Source organism: Sphaerisporangium sp. NPDC051011, from assembly GCF_040653595.1.
GTDB lineage: Bacteria > Actinomycetota > Actinomycetes > Streptosporangiales > Streptosporangiaceae > Sphaerisporangium.
Genome location: NZ_JBFAGG010000022.1, coordinates 69,512 through 86,705, shown reverse-complemented (window position 1 = coordinate 86,705; position 17,194 = coordinate 69,512). Strand labels below are relative to the sequence as shown.

Genomic DNA, 17,194 nt, shown 5'->3' with positions numbered 1-17,194 from the left:
TGAACCAGGGTGTGCTCCAGGTCTTCGAGCAGACGGGCGCTCACGGCCCGCACCCGCTCGGTGAAGCCGACGGGCTCGGTCAGGTCCACTTCGAGCAGTTCGAGCGTGGTGAAGTCGCCGACGATCCGGTCGATGTCCTCGTGCAGGGGCGGGCGGTCGACCGTCGGCACGTTGAGGGTGAACCTGGCGCCGCGCGACCAGCGGCCGACGACCTCGGCGTACGCGGTGAGGAGCACCGTCGGCAGGGTCAGGCCGTGCTCGGAGGCGCGCCGGATCAGGCGTTCCCGGGCGGCCGGAGGCAGCGACCGCTCCAGGCGGTGGAACGCGACGGGGCCGGCGGCGGGCCGCTCGCCGGCGGCCCAGGGCTCGGCGAGCGGCAGTTCCGGAGCGGGCGGGAGAGACTCCAGCCGCCCGGTCCAGTACTCGCGGTCGCGGGCGCAGGCGGGGGTGTCGGCCAGGGCCCGCCGGGCGAGCACCACGTCGCGGAAGGTCACCGCGAGCGGCGCCGGCTCGGCCGCGCTCCCCTCGTACAGGGCGTGGAACTCGGCCAGGAGGATCCGCACGCTCGCGTGGTCGACGGCGAGCATGTCGAACGACAGGTGCAGGACGGCCCCACCTGGTCCGCGCGTGATGTGCGCGTCGAAGAGCGGCCACCGGTCGGCCGGGCTCCGGCGCGTCGACATCCTGGCGCGGGTCTCCCGGCGGGCCGCCTCGGCCTCCGGCGCGCCGGCCGCGCGCGTGACGGTGACGGCCAGGCCGGGTACCTCGGGCAGGACCCGCTGGTAGCCGTCGGCGTGCACGACCGCGCGCAGCATGTCGTGTCGTGCGATGAGGCTCCGCCAGACCGCGGCGACGCGCTCCTCGCCGAGGTCGGGGTAGTCCAGCTCGACGTAGGCGTGGCAGGCGACGCCCCCGTAGGCGTAGGCGTCGGCCCGGCCGATCAGGTAGGCGGCCTGGACGCTGGTCAGGGGAAAGGCGTCGTGACGTGCGGCCTCGTCGTGGCGGAGCGTGGCGGCCTCCTCCGTCTCGGCCAGGTGGCGAAGGATCGCGTCCTTGTGCGCGCGCAGCTCCGCCCGCCGTTCCTCGGTCAGGTAGCCCTTCGGCGCGCGGAACCGCAGGTGGCCGTCCTGCGCCCACAGGTCGACACCGTCACGTGCGTACCGGGCCAGCAGCTCGGTGATGGTCACAGCTCCCCGCTTTCGATCTCGGCCGCGTCGGCGGCCACGGTTCTGGTGATCTCGGCGCCCAGGGCGGCGATGGTCGGTGCCGCGAGGAACCTGCGTATCGGGACGCCGGCCCCGAACCGCCGTTCCACGGCGGTGAGCAGGCGGATCGCGGACAGGCTGTCCCCGCCGATGGTGAAGAAGTTGGCGTTCCGGTCCCGGGCCGTGCCGGGCAGCCGGGTCTCCCACAGCTCGGCCAGAGCGGTTTCGACCTCGCCCCGGGGGGCTTCGGCCGCGGTGGACCGCGCCTCCCGCAGGGCCAGGGCGGTCAGGGCGGTGCGGTCGACCTTGCCGTTGGCCGTCAGCGGCAGCGCGGGCAGCGTCAGCACCTGGGAGGGGACGGCGTAGGCGGGCAGGCGCTCGCCGAACCAGGCGTGCAGGCGGTCGGCGAGGACACCTGAGCCGGGCCCGTCCGCAGCACCATTCACAGCACCGACCACAGCACCGTCCACGTCGTCGCGGACGACGGCGAAGGCGACCATCCGCCGGGCGGTGCGCTCCCCCACGGCCACCACGGCGGCGCGCGTGACGTGCGGGTGGGCTTCGGCGACCGCCTCGACCTCGCCGGCCTCGATCCGATGCCCGGCGATCTTGAGCTGGGTGTCCATCCGGCCGAGGAACTCGATCAGCCCGTCCGGGCGGTATCGGCCGAGGTCTCCCGTGCGATACCAGCGCTCCCCGTCCCGCATGACGAACTTCTCCGCCGTTCGCGGCGGGTCGCCCTGGTATCCGTCGGCGAGTCCCGCACCGCCGATCCAGAGTTCTCCTGCCGTCCAGTCAGGGCAGTCGCGGCCGCCGCCGTCGACGACCCAGTAACGCTGACCCGTCAGCGGGCGCCCGTAGGGGATGGACGCCCAGCTCGGGTCCACCTCGTCCACGGTGAAGGTGTTGGACCAGATGGACGCCTCGGTCGCGCCTCCCATGGCGACGAAACGGCACTCGGGTGCGCGCTCGCGCAGCCTGCCCGGCAGGTCGAGGCCGATCCAGTCGCCGGAGATCAGCGCGGCCCGCAGGCCGCGCAGGGCCCCGGTGGGGGCGTGTTCCTCGGCCTCCAGGAGGAGGTCGAGGAGCGCCGGCACGGTGTTCCACACCGTCACGCCGTGCCGGCGCACGAGCTCGGGCCATTTCGCGGGTTCGCGCCGCAGGTCGTCGCCGGGGATCAGCAGGGAGCCGCCCGCCGACAGCAGGCCGAAGACGTCGTAGACCGACAGGTCGAAGTCCAGCGCGGACAACGCGAACACCCGGTCGGCGGGGCCGACGCCGTGGCGCGCGTTGATGTCGAAGACGGTGTTCCAGGCCGCGGCGTGCGTGATCCGCACTCCCTTCGGCTCCCCGGTCGAGCCGGACGTGAAGATCACGTAGGCGAGCGTGTGGACGGGCGGGCGCGCGGGGCCGTCCAGCGGGGAATGCTCCAGCGCCTCGCCGAGGGCCAGCACCCGGTGCCCGGCGGGCCGCGGCGCGGCCTCCCCGAGCGAGGCCGGCCCGATGGTGAGGCGGATCCCCGCGGCGGCCCGCATCCTGTCGCGCCGCTCCGCGGGCTGGTCGAGGCCGATCGGCACGTAGGCCGCTCCGGCCGCGAGGACGCCCAGCACCGCCATGACCTGGTCGGGCCCCTTGGGGAGCGTGACGGCGACGAGGTCGCCCTCGCGGACGCCGTGCGAGCGGAGGGCGGCGGCGACGCGCAGCGCCCCGTCCGCCAGCGCGCCGTACGACGTGGTGGCGCCGTCTGCGGTGACCAGGGCGACCCGCGTCGGCGTCGAGGCCGCGTGCGCGAAGAAGCCCTCGTGAAGCAGCCGCGGCGGGATGGGCATGCCCTGCTCTTCCAGAGCCGCCGCGGCGCGCCGTTCCCGCTGGGCCGCCGGAAGCAGGTCGGGAAGCGCCGCCGCCCAGTCACCGTCGGCCAGGTGGTGGAGCAGCCGCGTGTGGGCGGCGAACATGGCGTCCAGCACGCCCTCGCCGAACAGCTCCTCGACGGCGTCCCACGTGACGACCAGCTCGCCGGACTCCTCGGTGACCTGGTTGTCCAGGCAGACCTGGGGCGACTGGGAAATTCCCCATACCTTCCGCGGGAACCCCTTGGCGGGGTCGGCGAGTGCCGCGTCACCGACGCCGAGCGCGCTGGTGAACACCACAGGCGCGGCGGCGTCCACGGTGCCGGCGCGGCGGGCGAACTCCCGCAGCAGCCACGCGATCGGCACGTCCTGGTGGTCCAGGTCCTCGGCCTGCCGCCGCTGCAGGGCGGAGGCCGCCGCCGGCCAGCCGCCCTCGTCCCGGTGGTAGGCGGCCAGCGACAGGGACGTGAAGTCGCCGAGCACGCGATGGACGTGCGGGTGCACGTCACGGCGGTTGAACAGCGTGAGGGTGACGGTGACCGACTCGGCGCCGCTCCAGGTCGTGAGGACCTCCCCGTACGCCGCGAGCAGGACGGTGGACGGGGTCAGGCCATGGCGCGCCGCCTGATCTCTGACGCGTCCCCAGCGCGCCGCGTCGAGGCGCAGTCGCCTGCGGGTGAACCGGGGCGGTCCCAGCAGCGCCGGATCCCGGCTGAACGGCAGCGCGGGAGCGGGCGGCAACTCCTCCAGTCGTTTCTCCCAGTGGGACCGGGCCCGCTCCACGGACGCCGGGTCGAGCGGGAGCTGGGTGAGGTAGTCGCGGAACGACAGGTCGATGGGGGGCAGCTCGGCCTGGGGATCGGCGTAGAGCGTGTTGAGCTCGGCGTAGAGGTTCGTGATGGACAGCGCGTCCAGCACGAGGTAGTCGAGACCGACGGCGACGCGGGTGCGGGCCTCACCCGCGGGCCCGGGGTAGCGTACGGCGGCGATGTCGAACAGCGGCCACCGCGCCGGGTCGCGCACCTGATGGGACATCCGTTCGCGCAGCGTCGCCAGGGCGCGGGCGGCTCCGGACGCGTCCGCCTCCTCGCACTCGATCACGAACGGGGGCACGGTCTCCAGCACGGTCTGCGTGCCGTCCTCGATGACGGCGCGCAGCATGTCGTGGCGGGTGACGAGGGCGCGCCAGGCCCGGCCGAGCCGTTCCACGTCGACGTCCGTACCGTCGAACTCGCTGTAGTGCCAGGTCCCCACGCCGCCGAGGGCGAACCCGGGGTCGCGTCCGGTGTGATAGGCGGCCTGCACGTCGGTGAGCGGGAACGGGTCGTGGGCGTGACGGCGATCCGGCGTGATGACCGCCCGCGCGGCGTCGCCGGGCTCGCTCCCGTCCCGAAGGTGCGCGCAGAACTCGCGCAGGACCGGGTTGGCGAACAGCGTGGCCACGCGAGCGCCCGCGAGGCCGGCGACGCGCAGGCGGCCGATCACGCGGGTGGCGACCAGCGAGTCGCCGCCGAGGGCGAAGAAGCCGTCGCCGCGCCCCACGTGGGGGACGTCCAGGAGCTCGCGCCACACCTGCGCGACCGCGGCCTCCACCGGTCCGGCCGGTTCCTCCGACCGCACGGGGCGATCCCTGGCGGCGGCGTCCAGGGCCCGCTGGACGGCCGCGCGATCGAGCTTGCCGTTGCCGGTGAGCGGCATCATGTCCAGCACCAGGACGCGATCGGGCAGCATGTGGGCGGGCAGCCGCTGCGCCGCCCGGTCGCGCAACGCCTCCGGGTCCAGCTCGCCGCCCGCCGGCGACACCGCGACGGCGAGACGGCGGGCGGGCGTCTCCACGACGGCGGCCACGGCGTGCAGCACACCGGGATGATCCTCGAGCGCCGCCTCGACCTCGCCGAGCTCGATGCGGTGCCCGCCGATCTTCACCTGGTGGTCCGCGCGGCCGAGGAACTCCAGAACGCCGTCGGGCCGGTATCGGGCCAGGTCGCCGGTGCGGTACCAGCGTTCGCCGTCGTGCTCGACGAACCGGTCCGCGGTGCGCTCCGGATCGCCCCGGTACCCGGTGGCGACGCCGCGACCACCGAACCACAGCTCCCCCGGCACGTGGTCGGGGCAGTCCCGGCCGCGTCCGTCCACGACACGGGCCAGCGTGTCGCGCAACGGCACGCCGTACGGGATGGACCGCCACGAGGGGTCGACCCGCGTCACCTCGAAGACCGTGGAGTGGACGGCGGCCTCGGTCACGCCCCCGAGCGCCACGAACCGGCAGCCGGGGACGAGCGCCCGCAGCCGGGCCGGCTGGTCGAGCCCGACCCAGTCGCCGCCGAGCAGGACCAGGCGCGGCGTGTCACCGAGCCCGGGGCCGGTGGCGGCCGCGAGGAGCAGGTCCAGGAGTGCCGGCACGCACTGGACGATGGTGACGCCATGCTCGCGGACGAGATGGGCCCACTGATGGGCGTCGCGCCGGTACTCCTGGCCGACTGCGACCACCCGCCCGCCGGCCGACAGCGGCGCGAAGATGTCGTAGGCCGCCAGGTCGAAGTCGAGGGCCGAGATCGCGAGCGTGCCGTCGCCGGGGCCGAGATCGAACTGGGCGCCCATCGCCTCGACCGTGTTGACGATGGCGCGGTGCGGGACCTCCACCCCCTTGGGGGTGCCGGTCGACCCCGAGGTGAACAGCAGGTAGGCGGGGCTGTCCGGCCCCGGGCGCGCGACGCTCGCGGGAGCCTCGGCCTCCGCGTCGGCGAGCCGGACGACGGTGAGCCCGGGCACGTCCGCCGACAGGTGCGCGTGAGCGTCGTCGGTGATGATGACGGACGCGCCGGCCACCTCGTGGATGCGGACGCGGCGGACGGCCGGCTGCTCGACGCCGATGGGCGCGTAGGCGGCGCCCGCGGCGAGCACGCCGAGGACGGCGGTGATCTGGTCGGCCCCCTTGGGCAGGGTGACCGTCACGATGTCGCCGTCCCGCACACCATGGCGGCGCAGCAGGGCGGCCATCTTGCGCGCCGAGGTGGACAGCTCGCCGTAGGTCATCGTGGAGCCGTCCTCCCGCACGACGGCGATCCTGGTGGGGTGCTCGTCGGCCAGCCGGAAGAACGGGACGTGCACGGCATGGCCCGGCGGCGGAGACGGCGGCAGCGCGGCGACGGCGCGGACCGCCGGCAGGCGATCGGCCGGCATCGGCTCAAACGGCCGCAGCCAGGCCTCGCCGGTGGTGACGAGGTCGGTGACCAGGCGGCGGTAGGCGTCGAAGGCCGCGTCCGGCACGCCGGAGGCGAGAACGCCGTCGCGGACGTCCCAGTTGAGCAGGAGGCCGCCGTCGAGCTCGGTCACCTGGGCGTCGAGGAAGACCTGAGGCCCCTGGGAGATGATCCAGACAGGGCGTCCGAAGCTCGCCTGCACGTCGGGGGCGAAGATCTCGCCCAGGCCGATGGCGCTGGTGTAGACGACGGGCGCGAGCACCGGGCCGCCTTCGGCGCGGGCGAGGTCGCGCAGCACCTCGACGCCGCCGTAGGCGCCGTGGGAGATCGCCTCGCGCAGGCCGCCCTGGAGCCGCAGGGCCTGCTCGGCGAAGGGCAGCGCGGCACGCAGGTCGGCGTCGAGCAGGACGGAACCGCTGAAGTCGCCGACGAGTCCGGCCACATCGGGGGTGAACATCTCCCGGTCGAACAGCGGGAGATTGAGCAGGAAGCGCTGGGTGTCGCTCCAGGCGGCGATGACCTCGGCGAACGCGGTGGCCAGCACCGCGGCCGGGGTGATGCCCCGTTCCCGCGCCCGGGCGTAGAGCGCGGCCTTGGCGTCGGGGTCGAGCCAGTGGTGCAGCCGCCGCGAGTGGGTGAGCGCGGAGTCGGCGGCCGACACCGGCCGCAGCGGGTCGACGGTCGTCGGCAGCCGGGGCGCCCGCGGAAGCTCGGGAAGCCGGTCCCGCCACCATCGGGCGGCGCGCTCGCGTTCGCCGCCCCGCCTCCGGGGGCGTTCGGCGAGGTATCGCCGGTAGTCGAGGGTCAGGGCGGGCAGCGGCTCGCCGGGGTTCTCGTAGAGCCGGCGCAGGTCCGCGAGCAGGACGCGCAGGCTCATGGCGTCCCCGGCCATCATGTCCAGGTCGAGCTGGAGCCGGGTGCGCCCGCCGGGCAGCAGGCACAGGGAGACCTGGAACACCTGCCCGGCGGCGAGGTCGAGCCGGCCGTGGGTCTGCCGCTCGCGCAGGCTTTCCAGCGTCCGCGCCACGTCGTCCGGCTCCTGATCCCGCAGGTCGTGCACGACGAGGCCGCCCGTGGCGTCGCCGACGTGCTGACGGCCGTCGTCGTCGAACCGGGCCCGCAGCATGCCGTGGCGTTCGGTCAGGGCCCGCAGGGCGACGCCGAGCCGTCCGGGGTCGACGCCCGCGCCGTCGAGTTCGACGTAGAAGTGGGCGGCGACCCCGCCGAGGGGCTGACCGTCCTGCCGGCCGATCCAGTAGGCGTGCTGCATGGTCGCCAGAGGGAACGGCGTCTTCTCGTCGTCCTCGGAGGCCGGCTCGGCGGCGGGCACCGGAACGGGCCCAGGTGATTCGGGCCGAGGTGATTCGGGCCGCGGCGATCTCCGCCTCAGCAGGGCCGACCAGGCGCTGAGCGTCGGTTCCTCGACCAGGTCCTGGAAGGTGACGGCGCTGCCCTCGCGGCGCCAGGCGCCGACGAGCCCCATCAGGGCGAGGGAGTCGAGGCCGATCTCGAAGAGGTCGCGCTCCTCACCGATCTCCTCCGCAGGCAGTTTCAGCGCCTCGGCCACCGCGGCGCGCACGTCGTCCACTGCTCCGGTGGGTGGTGGCGACTCGGGATGGTCCGGCGCGTACTCGATGACGGACTGCTCGTCACTCACGGATGAACACCCCTCGGGTCGGGCTCTCAGATTTGCGCGGGTTCTCGCCGGTACGGCCATCCGGGACGGACATCCAGCGCGATAGTAAGGAAAATGGTTATCATTTTCGTCGCCCGATCTTAGACACAAAACCCGAGCACGCGCCACAACGGATCAGAACTCGAGAAGGGATCACCATGACGACAACCCACCCGGGCTGGCCCGGCGACGCCGCGGAGCGGTACCGCGCCGCCGGCCACTGGACCGGCCGTACGTTCGCCGACCTGCTGGACATATGGGCCGCGGACCGTCCGCTGCGGACCGCCCTCGTCGACGGTGACCGCTGCTGGACCTACTCCCGTCTCCAGGCGGACGTGGACCGGCTCGCGGCGGGATTGCGGCGGCTGGGGCTGCGTCCGGGTGATCGTGTGGTCGTCCAGCTCCCGAACCGCGCGGAGTTCGTCCTGCTCTGGTTCGCCCTGCAGAGGGTCGGCGCCGTGCCGGTGCACGCCATGCCGGGACACCGCCGCACCGAGATCGGCCATCTGCTGCACGTCTCCGGCGCGACGGTCTGCGTCATCCCCGACAGGCACGCCCGCTTCGACTACCGGGAGATGCTCCTGGAGGTCCTCGCCGGGCAGCCGGGCGGCGGCACGCTACGGCGGGCGATCGTGCTCGGCGATCCGGGGAACCATCCGCTGTTCACCGCGTTCGGCGACCTCCTGGAGGGCACCGCGGACGGTCTCGCCCATGGCTCCGCGGACGTGCCGCGGGATCGGCCCCAGGGCGAGCCGGCCGCGGGTGACCTGGCCCTGCTCCTGCACTCCGGAGGCACCACGGGTCTGCCCAAGCTCATCCCGCGCACACACGACGACTACGCCTACAACGCCCGTGCCGCGGCCGAGATCTGCGGTCTCGGCGACGACTCGGTCTACCTCGCCGTCCTGCCGATCGCCTTCAACTTCACCCTGGCCTGCCCGGGCGTGCTCGGCACGCTCACCGCCGGGGGCACGGTCGTGGTGTCGCCCGACCCGAGCCCGCAGACCGCCTTCCCTCTCATCGAGCGTGAGCGCGTGACCATCACCTCGCTCACCCCGCCCCTGGTCCCGCACTGGATGGACGAGGCCGCGTCCACCGACGCGGACCTGAGCAGCCTGAAGGTGCTCCAGGTCGGCGGGGCGCGGCTCCCCGACGACGTCGCCCGCGCCCTCGGTCCCGCGCTCGGCGTGACGGTCCAGCAGGTCTTCGGCATGGCCGAGGGGCTGATCAACCTCACCCGGCTGGACGACCCCGAGGACCTCGTCTGCACCACCCAGGGCCGCCCGATCTCCCCGGACGACGAGATCCTCGTCGTCGACTCCGGCGGCGCCCCGGTGCCGGACGGTGTCGCGGGCGAGTTGCTCACCCGCGGCCCGTACACCCCGCGCGGCTACTACCGGGCCGAGGCGCACAACCGCGTCGCCTTCACCGCGGACGGCTTCTACCGCACCGGAGACGTCGTCCGCGTGCTCCCCTCGGGGCATCTCGTCGTCGTCGGCCGGGTCAAGGACCAGATCAACCGCGGCGGCGAGAAGATCGCGGCGGCCGAAGTGGAGGAGCACCTGCTCGCCCACCCCGCGATCACGTCCGCGGCCCTGGTGGGGGCTCCGGACGAGCGGTGGGGTGAGCGGTCCGTGGCGTTCCTGGTCTCCACGGGAGATCTTCCTGGCACGCGTGAGCTCGCCACCTTCCTCAAGGAGCGGGGCCTGGCGAGCTACAAGAGCCCCGACCAGGTGGTGGAGGTCGCGGCCATGCCGCTGACACCCGTCGGCAAGATCGACAAGCAGGCCCTGGCCGAGATGGTCCCTCCGATGTGAGGCACCCGCAGGGGGCCGGGAGGAGGCGACCACCACGCGTCCTCCCGGCCCCGTTCATTCCGCCGGGTCCGCCGCCGGACGCAGGAGTGGAACACGGAACGGGTCATCGGCCGGGCTCGGCGAAGCCCGCACCAGGCCCGGCACGCCCGCCTCGGCGATCCGGCCGCCGTCGAGCGCGACGACCTGGTCGGCGTACCGCGCCGCCGCGGCCGGGTCGTGCGTCACCAGGAGCACGGTCAGGCCCAGCGTCCGGCGCAGCGAGGTCAGGAGGTCGAGGACGCCGTCGCCGATCTCCCGGTCCAGCGCGGAGGTGATCTCGTCGCAGACCAGCACGCGGGGTGCGCCCGCCAGCGCGCGGGCGAGGTTGACCCGCTGCCGCTCGCCTCCGGACAGCTCCCCCGGCCGCCGCGCGAGGAAACCCGGAGCCAGGCCGACGAGCCCGAGCGTCCGCTCCGCCTCGGCGGCGGCGTCCCGCGCGGGCATGCCGCGCAGGCCCCTGAGCGGCCGGAGCAGAGCCGTCCGCACGGTTTCGCGCGGATTCAGCGCGCCGACGGAATCCTGAGCCACGTACTGCACCGCTCGACCGCGCCCCCGGGCGTGCGGCGTCTCCGCCTCCCTCCACGAGACCGTGCCTCCCGCGATCGGGTGCAGCCCGGCCAGGCAGCGGGCCAGCGTGGTCTTGCCGGAGCCGGACGGCCCGACCAGCGCGGTGCACGTGCCACCGGGGACGGTCAGCGAGACGTCCTGGAGGACCGTGGTGCGGCCGTGCCGCGCGGACAGGCCGCGCACCTCGAGCACGCCGGCTCCAGCGGCGCCCGCCCGCCGGGTCGGGGCGCGCGCGTGGTCCGCCTCCGGCGTGACGCGCGCGGGGAGCACCTCGGCCGGCGACCCGGACGCGACGATCCGTCCGTCCTCCAGCCGGACCACCTCGTCGGCCAGGTCCGCCACCAGGCCGGGATCATGGCTGACGAGCACCATCGCGCGGCCGGCGCGCCGCAGCGAGGCGGCCACGAGTTCCCGCATCTGACGGGCCAGCGGGACGTCCAGTCCGCTGGTCGGCTCGTCCAGCACCAGGAGCCGCGGCGCGCCGGCGAGGGCGGCGGCGAGGGCCACCCGCTGCGCCTGCCCGCCGGAGACCTGATGGGGACGGCGCCGCAGGAACGCCCGGTCGGTCGGCAGCCGCACCGACGCCAGGAGCTCGCGGACCTGCCCGGCGACGTCCGCCGTCCCCGGGGAGCGGACCCGGACCGCCTCCGCCATCTGTGCGCCGATCCGCAGGGCGGGATTGAGCGAGGCGGCCGGGTCCTGCCCCATGTACGACACCACCCGGCCGCGTAGCAGGCGCGGCGCCCGCGGGTCGAACGGATCGAGCCCCGCCACCCGCACCATGCCGGACCGGCGCTCAAGACCGGGCCGCACGCGGCCGAGCAGGCTCAGCGCCAGGCTGCTCTTGCCGGAGCCGGACCGCCCGACCACGCCCAGGACCCGTCCGGGCGCCAGAGTGAGCGTCGCCTCCCGGAGCACGGGCCGGCCGCCGCCGACCGGGCCGAGCGTCAGTCCCGCCACGCGTAGGAGGTCTTCGGCGTCCCCGCTCACCGCCGGCCTCCCGACGCGATGCCGGCGAACCGGTCGGCGAGCAGGCCGACGCACACCGACAGCAGTACGAGGAGCAGCGTCGGCGCGAGGAAGGGCGCGGCGGACAGGGAGGCGCCGGAGAGGTTCTCGCTGACCATGCGCCCCCAGTTCGCAGTCGGTGCCCCGCGGCCGAGGCCGAGAAAGCCGGCCGTCGCCGTGAGGTGGAGGGCCGCGACCAGGCGCAGCGCCGCGTCCGCGAGGGCCGGTCCGGCGATGTTGGGCAGGACGTCATGGAGCAGCACGGCCCACTTGCCGTCTCCGCGGGCCAGCGCCGCCTCGGCGTAACCGGTGGTCGCGATCCGGCGGGTCGCCGCGCCCAGCACTCGGACCGAGAACGGGGCGGTGGCGAGCGCGACGGCGGCCACCACGGCCAGGTCGCTGCCGGGGAAGCCGGCGGCGAGCACGAGGATGAGCAGCAGCGCGGGAAGCACCGTCAGCACGTCCACGAGCCGCGACACGACCTCGCCGGTACGGCGGGACGCGAGCCCGGCCAGCACGCCCGCGGTCATTCCCACGACCGTCGCCACGACGGTCGCGCCGATCGCCGTGAGGACGAGCGTCCGGCCTCCCCACAGCACGCGGCTCAGCACGTCACGTCCGAGGAAGTCGGTGCCCAGCGGGTGCCCGCCGCCGGGGCCCTGAAAGGGCAGTCCGAGCCGCTCGGCCGGACCGTACGGCGCGATCAGGGGTCCGGCCAAGGCGATCGCGACGACCACGAGCGTCCCGGCCGCGGCGAGCAGCGGCGGACGCCGGCCCGGCCGCGCCCGCGGACCGCCGGGCCGGACCCGCGCCTCCAGGGTGGCCGTCACCGCCGCTCCCCCCGCATCGGGTCGAGCGACCGCCCGCAGACGTCCCCCAGCAGAAGGATCAGCAGCATCATCGCGGCCGACGCCATCGCGATGCCCTGCACCATGGGGATGTCCCGGGCGGCGACGGCCTGTTCGAGCTCCCTGCCGATCCCCGGATAGTCGAAGACGGTTTCCACCACCACGGCGCCGCCCACCAGCGCGCCCGCGGCGAGCGTGAGCGCCTGGACGGCGGGGCCGGCGGCGTTGGGCAGGACGTGACGCAGCGCCAGGCGCAGGCCGCGCACGCCGTTGAGCCGGGCCGCCTCCACGTAGGGGGACGCGACGACGTCCGCCACCGACGCCCGGATCAGGCGGGTGGCGGTCGCCGTCACGACCCCGGTGAGGGTGAGGACGGGCAGCACCAGGGTCCGCGGGGCGTCGAAGGGCCCGCCGCCGAGCGGCACGAGCGACACCCGGGGAAGCAGCCCGAGGCGCACCGACAGCACGGTGATCAGCAGTGCCGCCGACACGAACTCCGGGACTCCCGCCGCCACCTGTGCCGAGGTGGTGACCAACCGGTCGGCGGCGCCACCCGCCCGCAGCCCGGACCACAGCCCGAGCAGCACCGCCGCCGGCGCGGCGACGACGAGGGTCAGACCGGCGAGGATCACGCTGTTGGGGAGACGGTCGGCCAGCACCTGGGCGACCGGCCGGTTCCCGACGAACCCGGTGCCCAGATCACCGCGCAGCGCGTGGGACGCCCACGCGGCGTACCTTTCGACCACCGGCCCGTCCAGGCCGAGGCTCGCCCGCACGCGGGCCCGGTCCTCCGCGGACGCGTTCACCCCCGCGACGGCGCTCACCGCGTCCCCCGGCAGCACCGCCGTGGCGGCGAAGACGACGCCCGACAGCACGGCGAGGGACGCGGCCGCGAGCGCGAGACGGCGGCCCACGAAGACCGCCCAGCTCACGGCAGAGCCGCCCGGGAAAAGCCGGGGAACTGCTCGAACAGGTCGTCCTGGATACCGGTCAGCCCCTTCACCTGGGCGTTGACGTAAGGCTTGAAGACCGGCACCACGGTGTTGCCGCCCTCCCACAGCTTCTGCTGCGCCTCGCCACCGGTCTTCTTCGCCTCCGCCGGATCGCTCTGCGCGCGGGCCTCGGACACGAGCGCGTCGACGTCCGGGCGCTTCCAGCCGAAGGCCGCGGGAGTGCCCCCGGCCGTGGTGATCTGGTAGGTCGAAAGGGCGGGGACCGGTACCTGGTAGGACCCCGCCAGCGGCAACCGCGCGTAGGACGCGAAGTCGGCGAAGAGCTGCCCGGGCGGCAGTTCCTTGAGCGTGGCCTTCACCCCGATCTTCTTGAGGTCCTCGACGTAGAGCGTCGCCACCTCCACCATGCCGGGGGTCTCCGGGCCGGTGGTCAGCACGACCTCCATGCCCTCGGCACCCGCCTCCTTCAGCAGGGCGCGGGCCCGGTCCGGGTCGTGCGCGCGCTGCGCAAGACCCTCGGCGTAGTCGGGGAAACCCAGCGCGGGCAGGTCGTTGCCCACGGTGGCGTTGCCGTAGAACACCGTCCGCACCATGGCCTCACGGTCGGCGGCGAGCTTGAACGCCTCGCGAACCCGCTGGTCGTCGAACGGCTTGACGTTCATGTTCATGCGGAAGGACAGGCCCACCAGGTAGGGGCTCTTGGACGGCACGACGTCGATCGCGCTGTTGCCGGACAACGTGTGCGCGGTGACGGGGGCCAGATCGTGCACGAAATCGACCTCGCCGCTGGTCAGCGCACCCGCCCGGGCATCGGAGTCCGCGATCGAGCGCAGTTCCAGCCCGTCGAGGCGAGGGGCGGGGCCGTAGTAGTCGTCGTTCCGCGTGAACGCGGCGCCCTGCCCCGCGGTGAAGGCGGTGAGCTTGAAGGGCCCGCAGCTCGGCATTCCGATCGAGAACTGCTTCGTCCCCTCCTTGACCACGAGGAAGTTGCCCTGGCACAGGATCATGCGTCCGTCCGCGATCGGGCGGACGGCCGGCAGCACCACCTTCAGGTCGCCGTCCGCCTTGGCCTTGGCGAGGTCGAAGTTGGCCGCGGCCATCCGGAAGACCGGCAGCTTGCTCGCGGACGCGAGCGTCGTCAGGGAGTACAGCACGTCGGCGGACGTCAGCGTGGACCCGTCGGTGAACCGCACCCCGGGCCGCAGGTGCAGCGTGTAGGTGCCCAGGTCCTGCGACACGTCGATGCCTTGGAGCACCCCGTAGCGCACGCCGTCCGCGGCGCCGGGGTCGAGATCTCCGAGACCGCCGTGCCACGCGCGGGCCCGCACCAGGTCGAGCGGGGTCGGCCCGTTGAAGAAGTCGAGGGTCTCGGACGCGCCGCCGCCGACGAAGGCCGCGCGCAACGTGCCACCGGCCCGGCGCGTCCCGGAGGAGGCGCCGACGGACGGAGCGGCCACCGGTTCGCCGGAGCCGCAGGCGGAGATCAGGCCACCTCCCGCGGCGATGGTCACGGCGGCCAGGGCCCCCTGGCGCATGAAGAGACGTCGGTTGAGAGGGCGAGACATGGTTCTCCTGTAGGCAGTCGCCCGGCTATGGGAAAGTCCGGGCGGGGCGGGGGGACGCTCAAGGAGCGGAGGCTCGGCGGAGATCGATCACCGGGGACGAGACGAGTACGGGAGCAGGGCCATCTCCCGGGCGTTCTTGATGGCCTGGGCGAGCCGCCGCTGCTGCTGAACGGTCACGCCCGTCACGCGGCGGCTGCGGATCTTGCCCCGATCGGAGATGAACCTGCGCAGCAGATCGGTGTCCTTGTAGTCGATGTAGGTGACCCCGAGCAGCGGGTTGCTCTTCTTCTGGGGAGTACGGCGGGGCTTCACGCGATCTCCTTCATGTCGATGAGGTCGGCGAACGGGTCGGAGTAGGCGGCCCACTCCGCGGAGCCGGGCAGGGCGTCTCGTTCGGTGAGCAGGCAGGAGTCGAGCAGGGCGCAGATGTCCTCGCGGTCGAGGTCGGGCCCGGTGAAGACCAGGTGCTGGATCCGATCGCCGGTGACGGGGTTCCAGTCCAGGGCGGCGGCGGTGCGGCGTGCCGGAGAGGCCAGGTCCCAGGCGGCCTCGGGCAGCGCGGCCAGCCAAGGCCCGGCGTCCTCGACCGAGACGACGCCGGCCACGGCGTCCCAGGCCAGCATCCGCTCATGCCGGTTGGCCAGCCAGAACCGGCCACGGGAGCGGACGGAGCCGGTCACCAGCTCGTCGATCGCGTCGAACAGTCGTCCCGGGTGCAGCGGGCGCAGCCGGCGCCACACCACCGTGGTGATCTCGCCGGTCCGCGCCTCCCCGGGAAGCTGGGCGGTCGCCGGGTCCACTCGTTCTCCGAGTTCGTGCACGCACACAGCGGTGGAGGTCACCTCGGGCAGCGACGTGGAGAAGACCGGGGTGTGCGGAGCCAGGTGGCCGAGCACCGCGGCGGACAGCTCCATGTCCTCCTCGTCGTCGCCGAGGAGGAAGAGTCCCGTGGCGTACTCCACCTGGCGGGCCAGCACCTCGGCGAGGTAGCGCTGGTCGCCGGCGGCGGCACGCTGCCCGGTCTCGGCCAGGGTCTCGCCGCGGCAGATGTCCACCGGCATCAGCGCGGCGTCGAGCGCGGTCAGCACGCCGGTCACGGCCAGCAGGTCGGCCGCGTCCTCGTGGCCCACCGCCTCGGCCACCGGGCGTGGCTCGACCGAGTCCCACAGGTCGGCGATCAGCAGGGACGCCGTTTCCGCGTGCCGTATCAGCCAGGGGAGGAGGTCCTCGCGGACCGTGCAGGTGACGCAGCCGTGGGCCAGGCGCACCTCGGTCCGATCCAGGATGCCTGAGGCGTCGCGGGTGACCCGCTCGACCCGTCCGGCGGCGACGGCGGTCAGATCGTGGTGGATCGCGACGGCTCCCGGGTGTGCGCTGAGCAGCCGATCGACCACGGTCGTCCGGGCGTCGCCGTACAGGCCTGCCACGAGGACGACGGGCGTGGGCATGTGACCTCCCAAGGCCAAAACGAAAACGGTTGTCGTTATCATTACACGACCGTCGACCAGAAGGACGAGAGGGATGGCCAGAAACGAGCTACGACCGGTGATCAAGCTGCGGTCCACCGCGGGCACCGGCTACACGTACGTGACCACCAAGAACCGGCGCAACGACCCCGACCGCATGACACTGCGCAAGTACGACCCGATCATTCGCCGCCACATCGAGTTCCGGGAGGAACGATGAAGAAGGGCATCCATCCCGACTACCAGCCGGTCGTGTTCCGCGACCCCGGCGCGGACTTCGCCTTCCTCACCAGATCCACGATCAGCAGCAGCAAGACCATCGTGTGGGAGGACGGCAAGACCTACCCGGTGGTCGACGTCGACGTCTCCTCGGCGAGCCACCCCTTCTACACCGGCCGCAACCGGGTCCTGGACACCGCCGGCCGGGTCGAGCGGTTCAAGCAGCGATACGGGAGAAGCTGATGTCCGCCCACTGCCAGCTCACCGGCGTCAAACCGGTCTTCGGCAACAACATCTCCCACTCCCACCGCCGCACCCGGCGGCGCTGGAACCCCAACATCCAGCACCGCCGTTACTGGCTGCCGACCGAGAACCGGTTCGTACGGCTCACGCTGAGCGCCCGAGCGATCAAGACGATCGACAAGATCGGCATCGAGAGCGCCGTGGCCCTCATCCGCGCCAGGGGGGAACGCGTCTGATGGCGAAGAAGAGCAAGATCGCGGCCAACGAGCGCAGGAAGACGGTCGTCGCCCGCCACGCCGAGCGCCGCGCGGAGCTGAAGGAGCTCATCCGTACCGGCACCCCGGAGCAGCGGGCCGAGGCCGTACGGCTGCTGAGCCGTCAGCCGCGCGATGCCAGCGCCACCCGGGTGCGCAACCGCGACTCCGTCGACGGCCGTCCTCGCGGCCACCTGCGCGCGTTCGGCCTGTCCCGCATCCGATTCCGTGAGATGGCGCACCGCGGCGAACTGCCCGGCGTCAGGAAGGCGAGCTGGTAAC

At 73.7% G+C, this 17,194-nt stretch carries 12 protein-coding genes and 1 pseudogene; 5 read left to right on the top strand and 8 right to left on the bottom strand.

Features of this window, described 5'->3' with window-relative positions:
* Positions 1 to 71 precede the first annotated feature (71 nt).
* Both AB0H21_RS36425 and AB0H21_RS36420 read right to left on the bottom strand, forming a co-directional pair.
* Positions 72 to 1,187, bottom strand: a pseudogene (locus AB0H21_RS36425) (condensation domain-containing protein); the annotation flags it as partial.
* Positions 1,184 to 7,915: an amino acid adenylation domain-containing protein gene (locus tag AB0H21_RS36420; protein ID WP_358525968.1), complete on the bottom strand. Its 6,732-nt coding sequence runs from the start codon at positions 7,913 to 7,915 to the stop codon at positions 1,184 to 1,186. The gene AB0H21_RS36420 and the pseudogene AB0H21_RS36425, both read right to left, overlap by 4 nt.
* 176 nt (positions 7,916 to 8,091) lie before the next feature.
* On the opposite strand from AB0H21_RS36420, the gene AB0H21_RS36415 reads away from it, so the two are divergent.
* Positions 8,092 to 9,750 (top strand): (2,3-dihydroxybenzoyl)adenylate synthase, encoded by a 1,659-nt coding sequence (locus AB0H21_RS36415; protein ID WP_358525965.1) that lies wholly within the window; start codon positions 8,092 to 8,094, stop codon positions 9,748 to 9,750.
* Positions 9,751 to 9,804: 54 nt separating this feature from the next.
* Here AB0H21_RS36415 and AB0H21_RS36410 read toward each other — a convergent pair whose 3' ends face one another.
* From AB0H21_RS36410 to AB0H21_RS36385, 6 genes are all read right to left on the bottom strand, one after another.
* Complete coding sequence (locus AB0H21_RS36410; RefSeq protein WP_358525964.1) at positions 9,805 to 11,346, bottom strand: ATP-binding cassette domain-containing protein; 1,542 nt, start codon at positions 11,344 to 11,346, stop codon at positions 9,805 to 9,807.
* Positions 11,343 to 12,194 (bottom strand): ABC transporter permease subunit, encoded by an 852-nt coding sequence (locus AB0H21_RS36405; protein WP_358525962.1) that lies wholly within the window; start codon positions 12,192 to 12,194, stop codon positions 11,343 to 11,345. The genes AB0H21_RS36410 and AB0H21_RS36405 overlap by 4 nt, the downstream gene beginning before the upstream one ends.
* Entirely contained in the window at positions 12,191 to 13,144 is a 954-nt protein-coding gene (locus AB0H21_RS36400; protein WP_358525960.1) for an ABC transporter permease, read from the bottom strand. Before AB0H21_RS36400 ends, AB0H21_RS36405 begins: the two co-directional genes overlap by 4 nt.
* On the bottom strand, positions 13,141 to 14,730 hold the full coding sequence (locus tag AB0H21_RS36395) for an ABC transporter substrate-binding protein (RefSeq protein ID WP_358525959.1): 1,590 nt from the start codon (positions 14,728 to 14,730) through the stop codon (positions 13,141 to 13,143). Before AB0H21_RS36395 ends, AB0H21_RS36400 begins: the two co-directional genes overlap by 4 nt.
* 87 nt (positions 14,731 to 14,817) lie before the next feature.
* The gene (gene rpsR / locus AB0H21_RS36390; protein WP_358525958.1) at positions 14,818 to 15,042 is read right to left on the bottom strand and encodes a 30S ribosomal protein S18; all 225 of its coding nucleotides are present in this window, start codon (positions 15,040 to 15,042) and stop codon (positions 14,818 to 14,820) included.
* Positions 15,039 to 16,178, bottom strand: coding sequence for a GTP-binding protein (locus tag AB0H21_RS36385; protein WP_358525957.1), 1,140 nt, complete (start codon positions 16,176 to 16,178; stop codon positions 15,039 to 15,041). The genes rpsR and AB0H21_RS36385 overlap by 4 nt, the downstream gene beginning before the upstream one ends.
* A gap of 73 nt (positions 16,179 to 16,251) precedes the next feature.
* Between AB0H21_RS36385 and rpmG the strand changes: the two genes are divergently transcribed.
* The 4 genes from rpmG to rpsN are packed head-to-tail and all read left to right on the top strand — an operon-like array spanning position 16,252 to position 17,193.
* Entirely contained in the window at positions 16,252 to 16,416 is a 165-nt protein-coding gene (gene rpmG / locus AB0H21_RS36380; RefSeq protein WP_358525955.1) for a 50S ribosomal protein L33, read from the top strand.
* Positions 16,413 to 16,658: a type B 50S ribosomal protein L31 gene (locus AB0H21_RS36375; protein ID WP_358525953.1), complete on the top strand. Its 246-nt coding sequence runs from the start codon at positions 16,413 to 16,415 to the stop codon at positions 16,656 to 16,658. The genes rpmG and AB0H21_RS36375 overlap by 4 nt, the downstream gene beginning before the upstream one ends.
* Positions 16,658 to 16,894, top strand: coding sequence for a 50S ribosomal protein L28 (rpmB, locus tag AB0H21_RS36370; protein ID WP_358525952.1), 237 nt, complete (start codon positions 16,658 to 16,660; stop codon positions 16,892 to 16,894). Before AB0H21_RS36375 ends, rpmB begins: the two co-directional genes overlap by 1 nt.
* Complete coding sequence (gene rpsN / locus AB0H21_RS36365) at positions 16,894 to 17,193, top strand: 30S ribosomal protein S14 (RefSeq protein WP_358525950.1); 300 nt, start codon at positions 16,894 to 16,896, stop codon at positions 17,191 to 17,193. The genes rpmB and rpsN overlap by 1 nt, the downstream gene beginning before the upstream one ends.
* Position 17,194 lies beyond the last annotated feature (1 nt).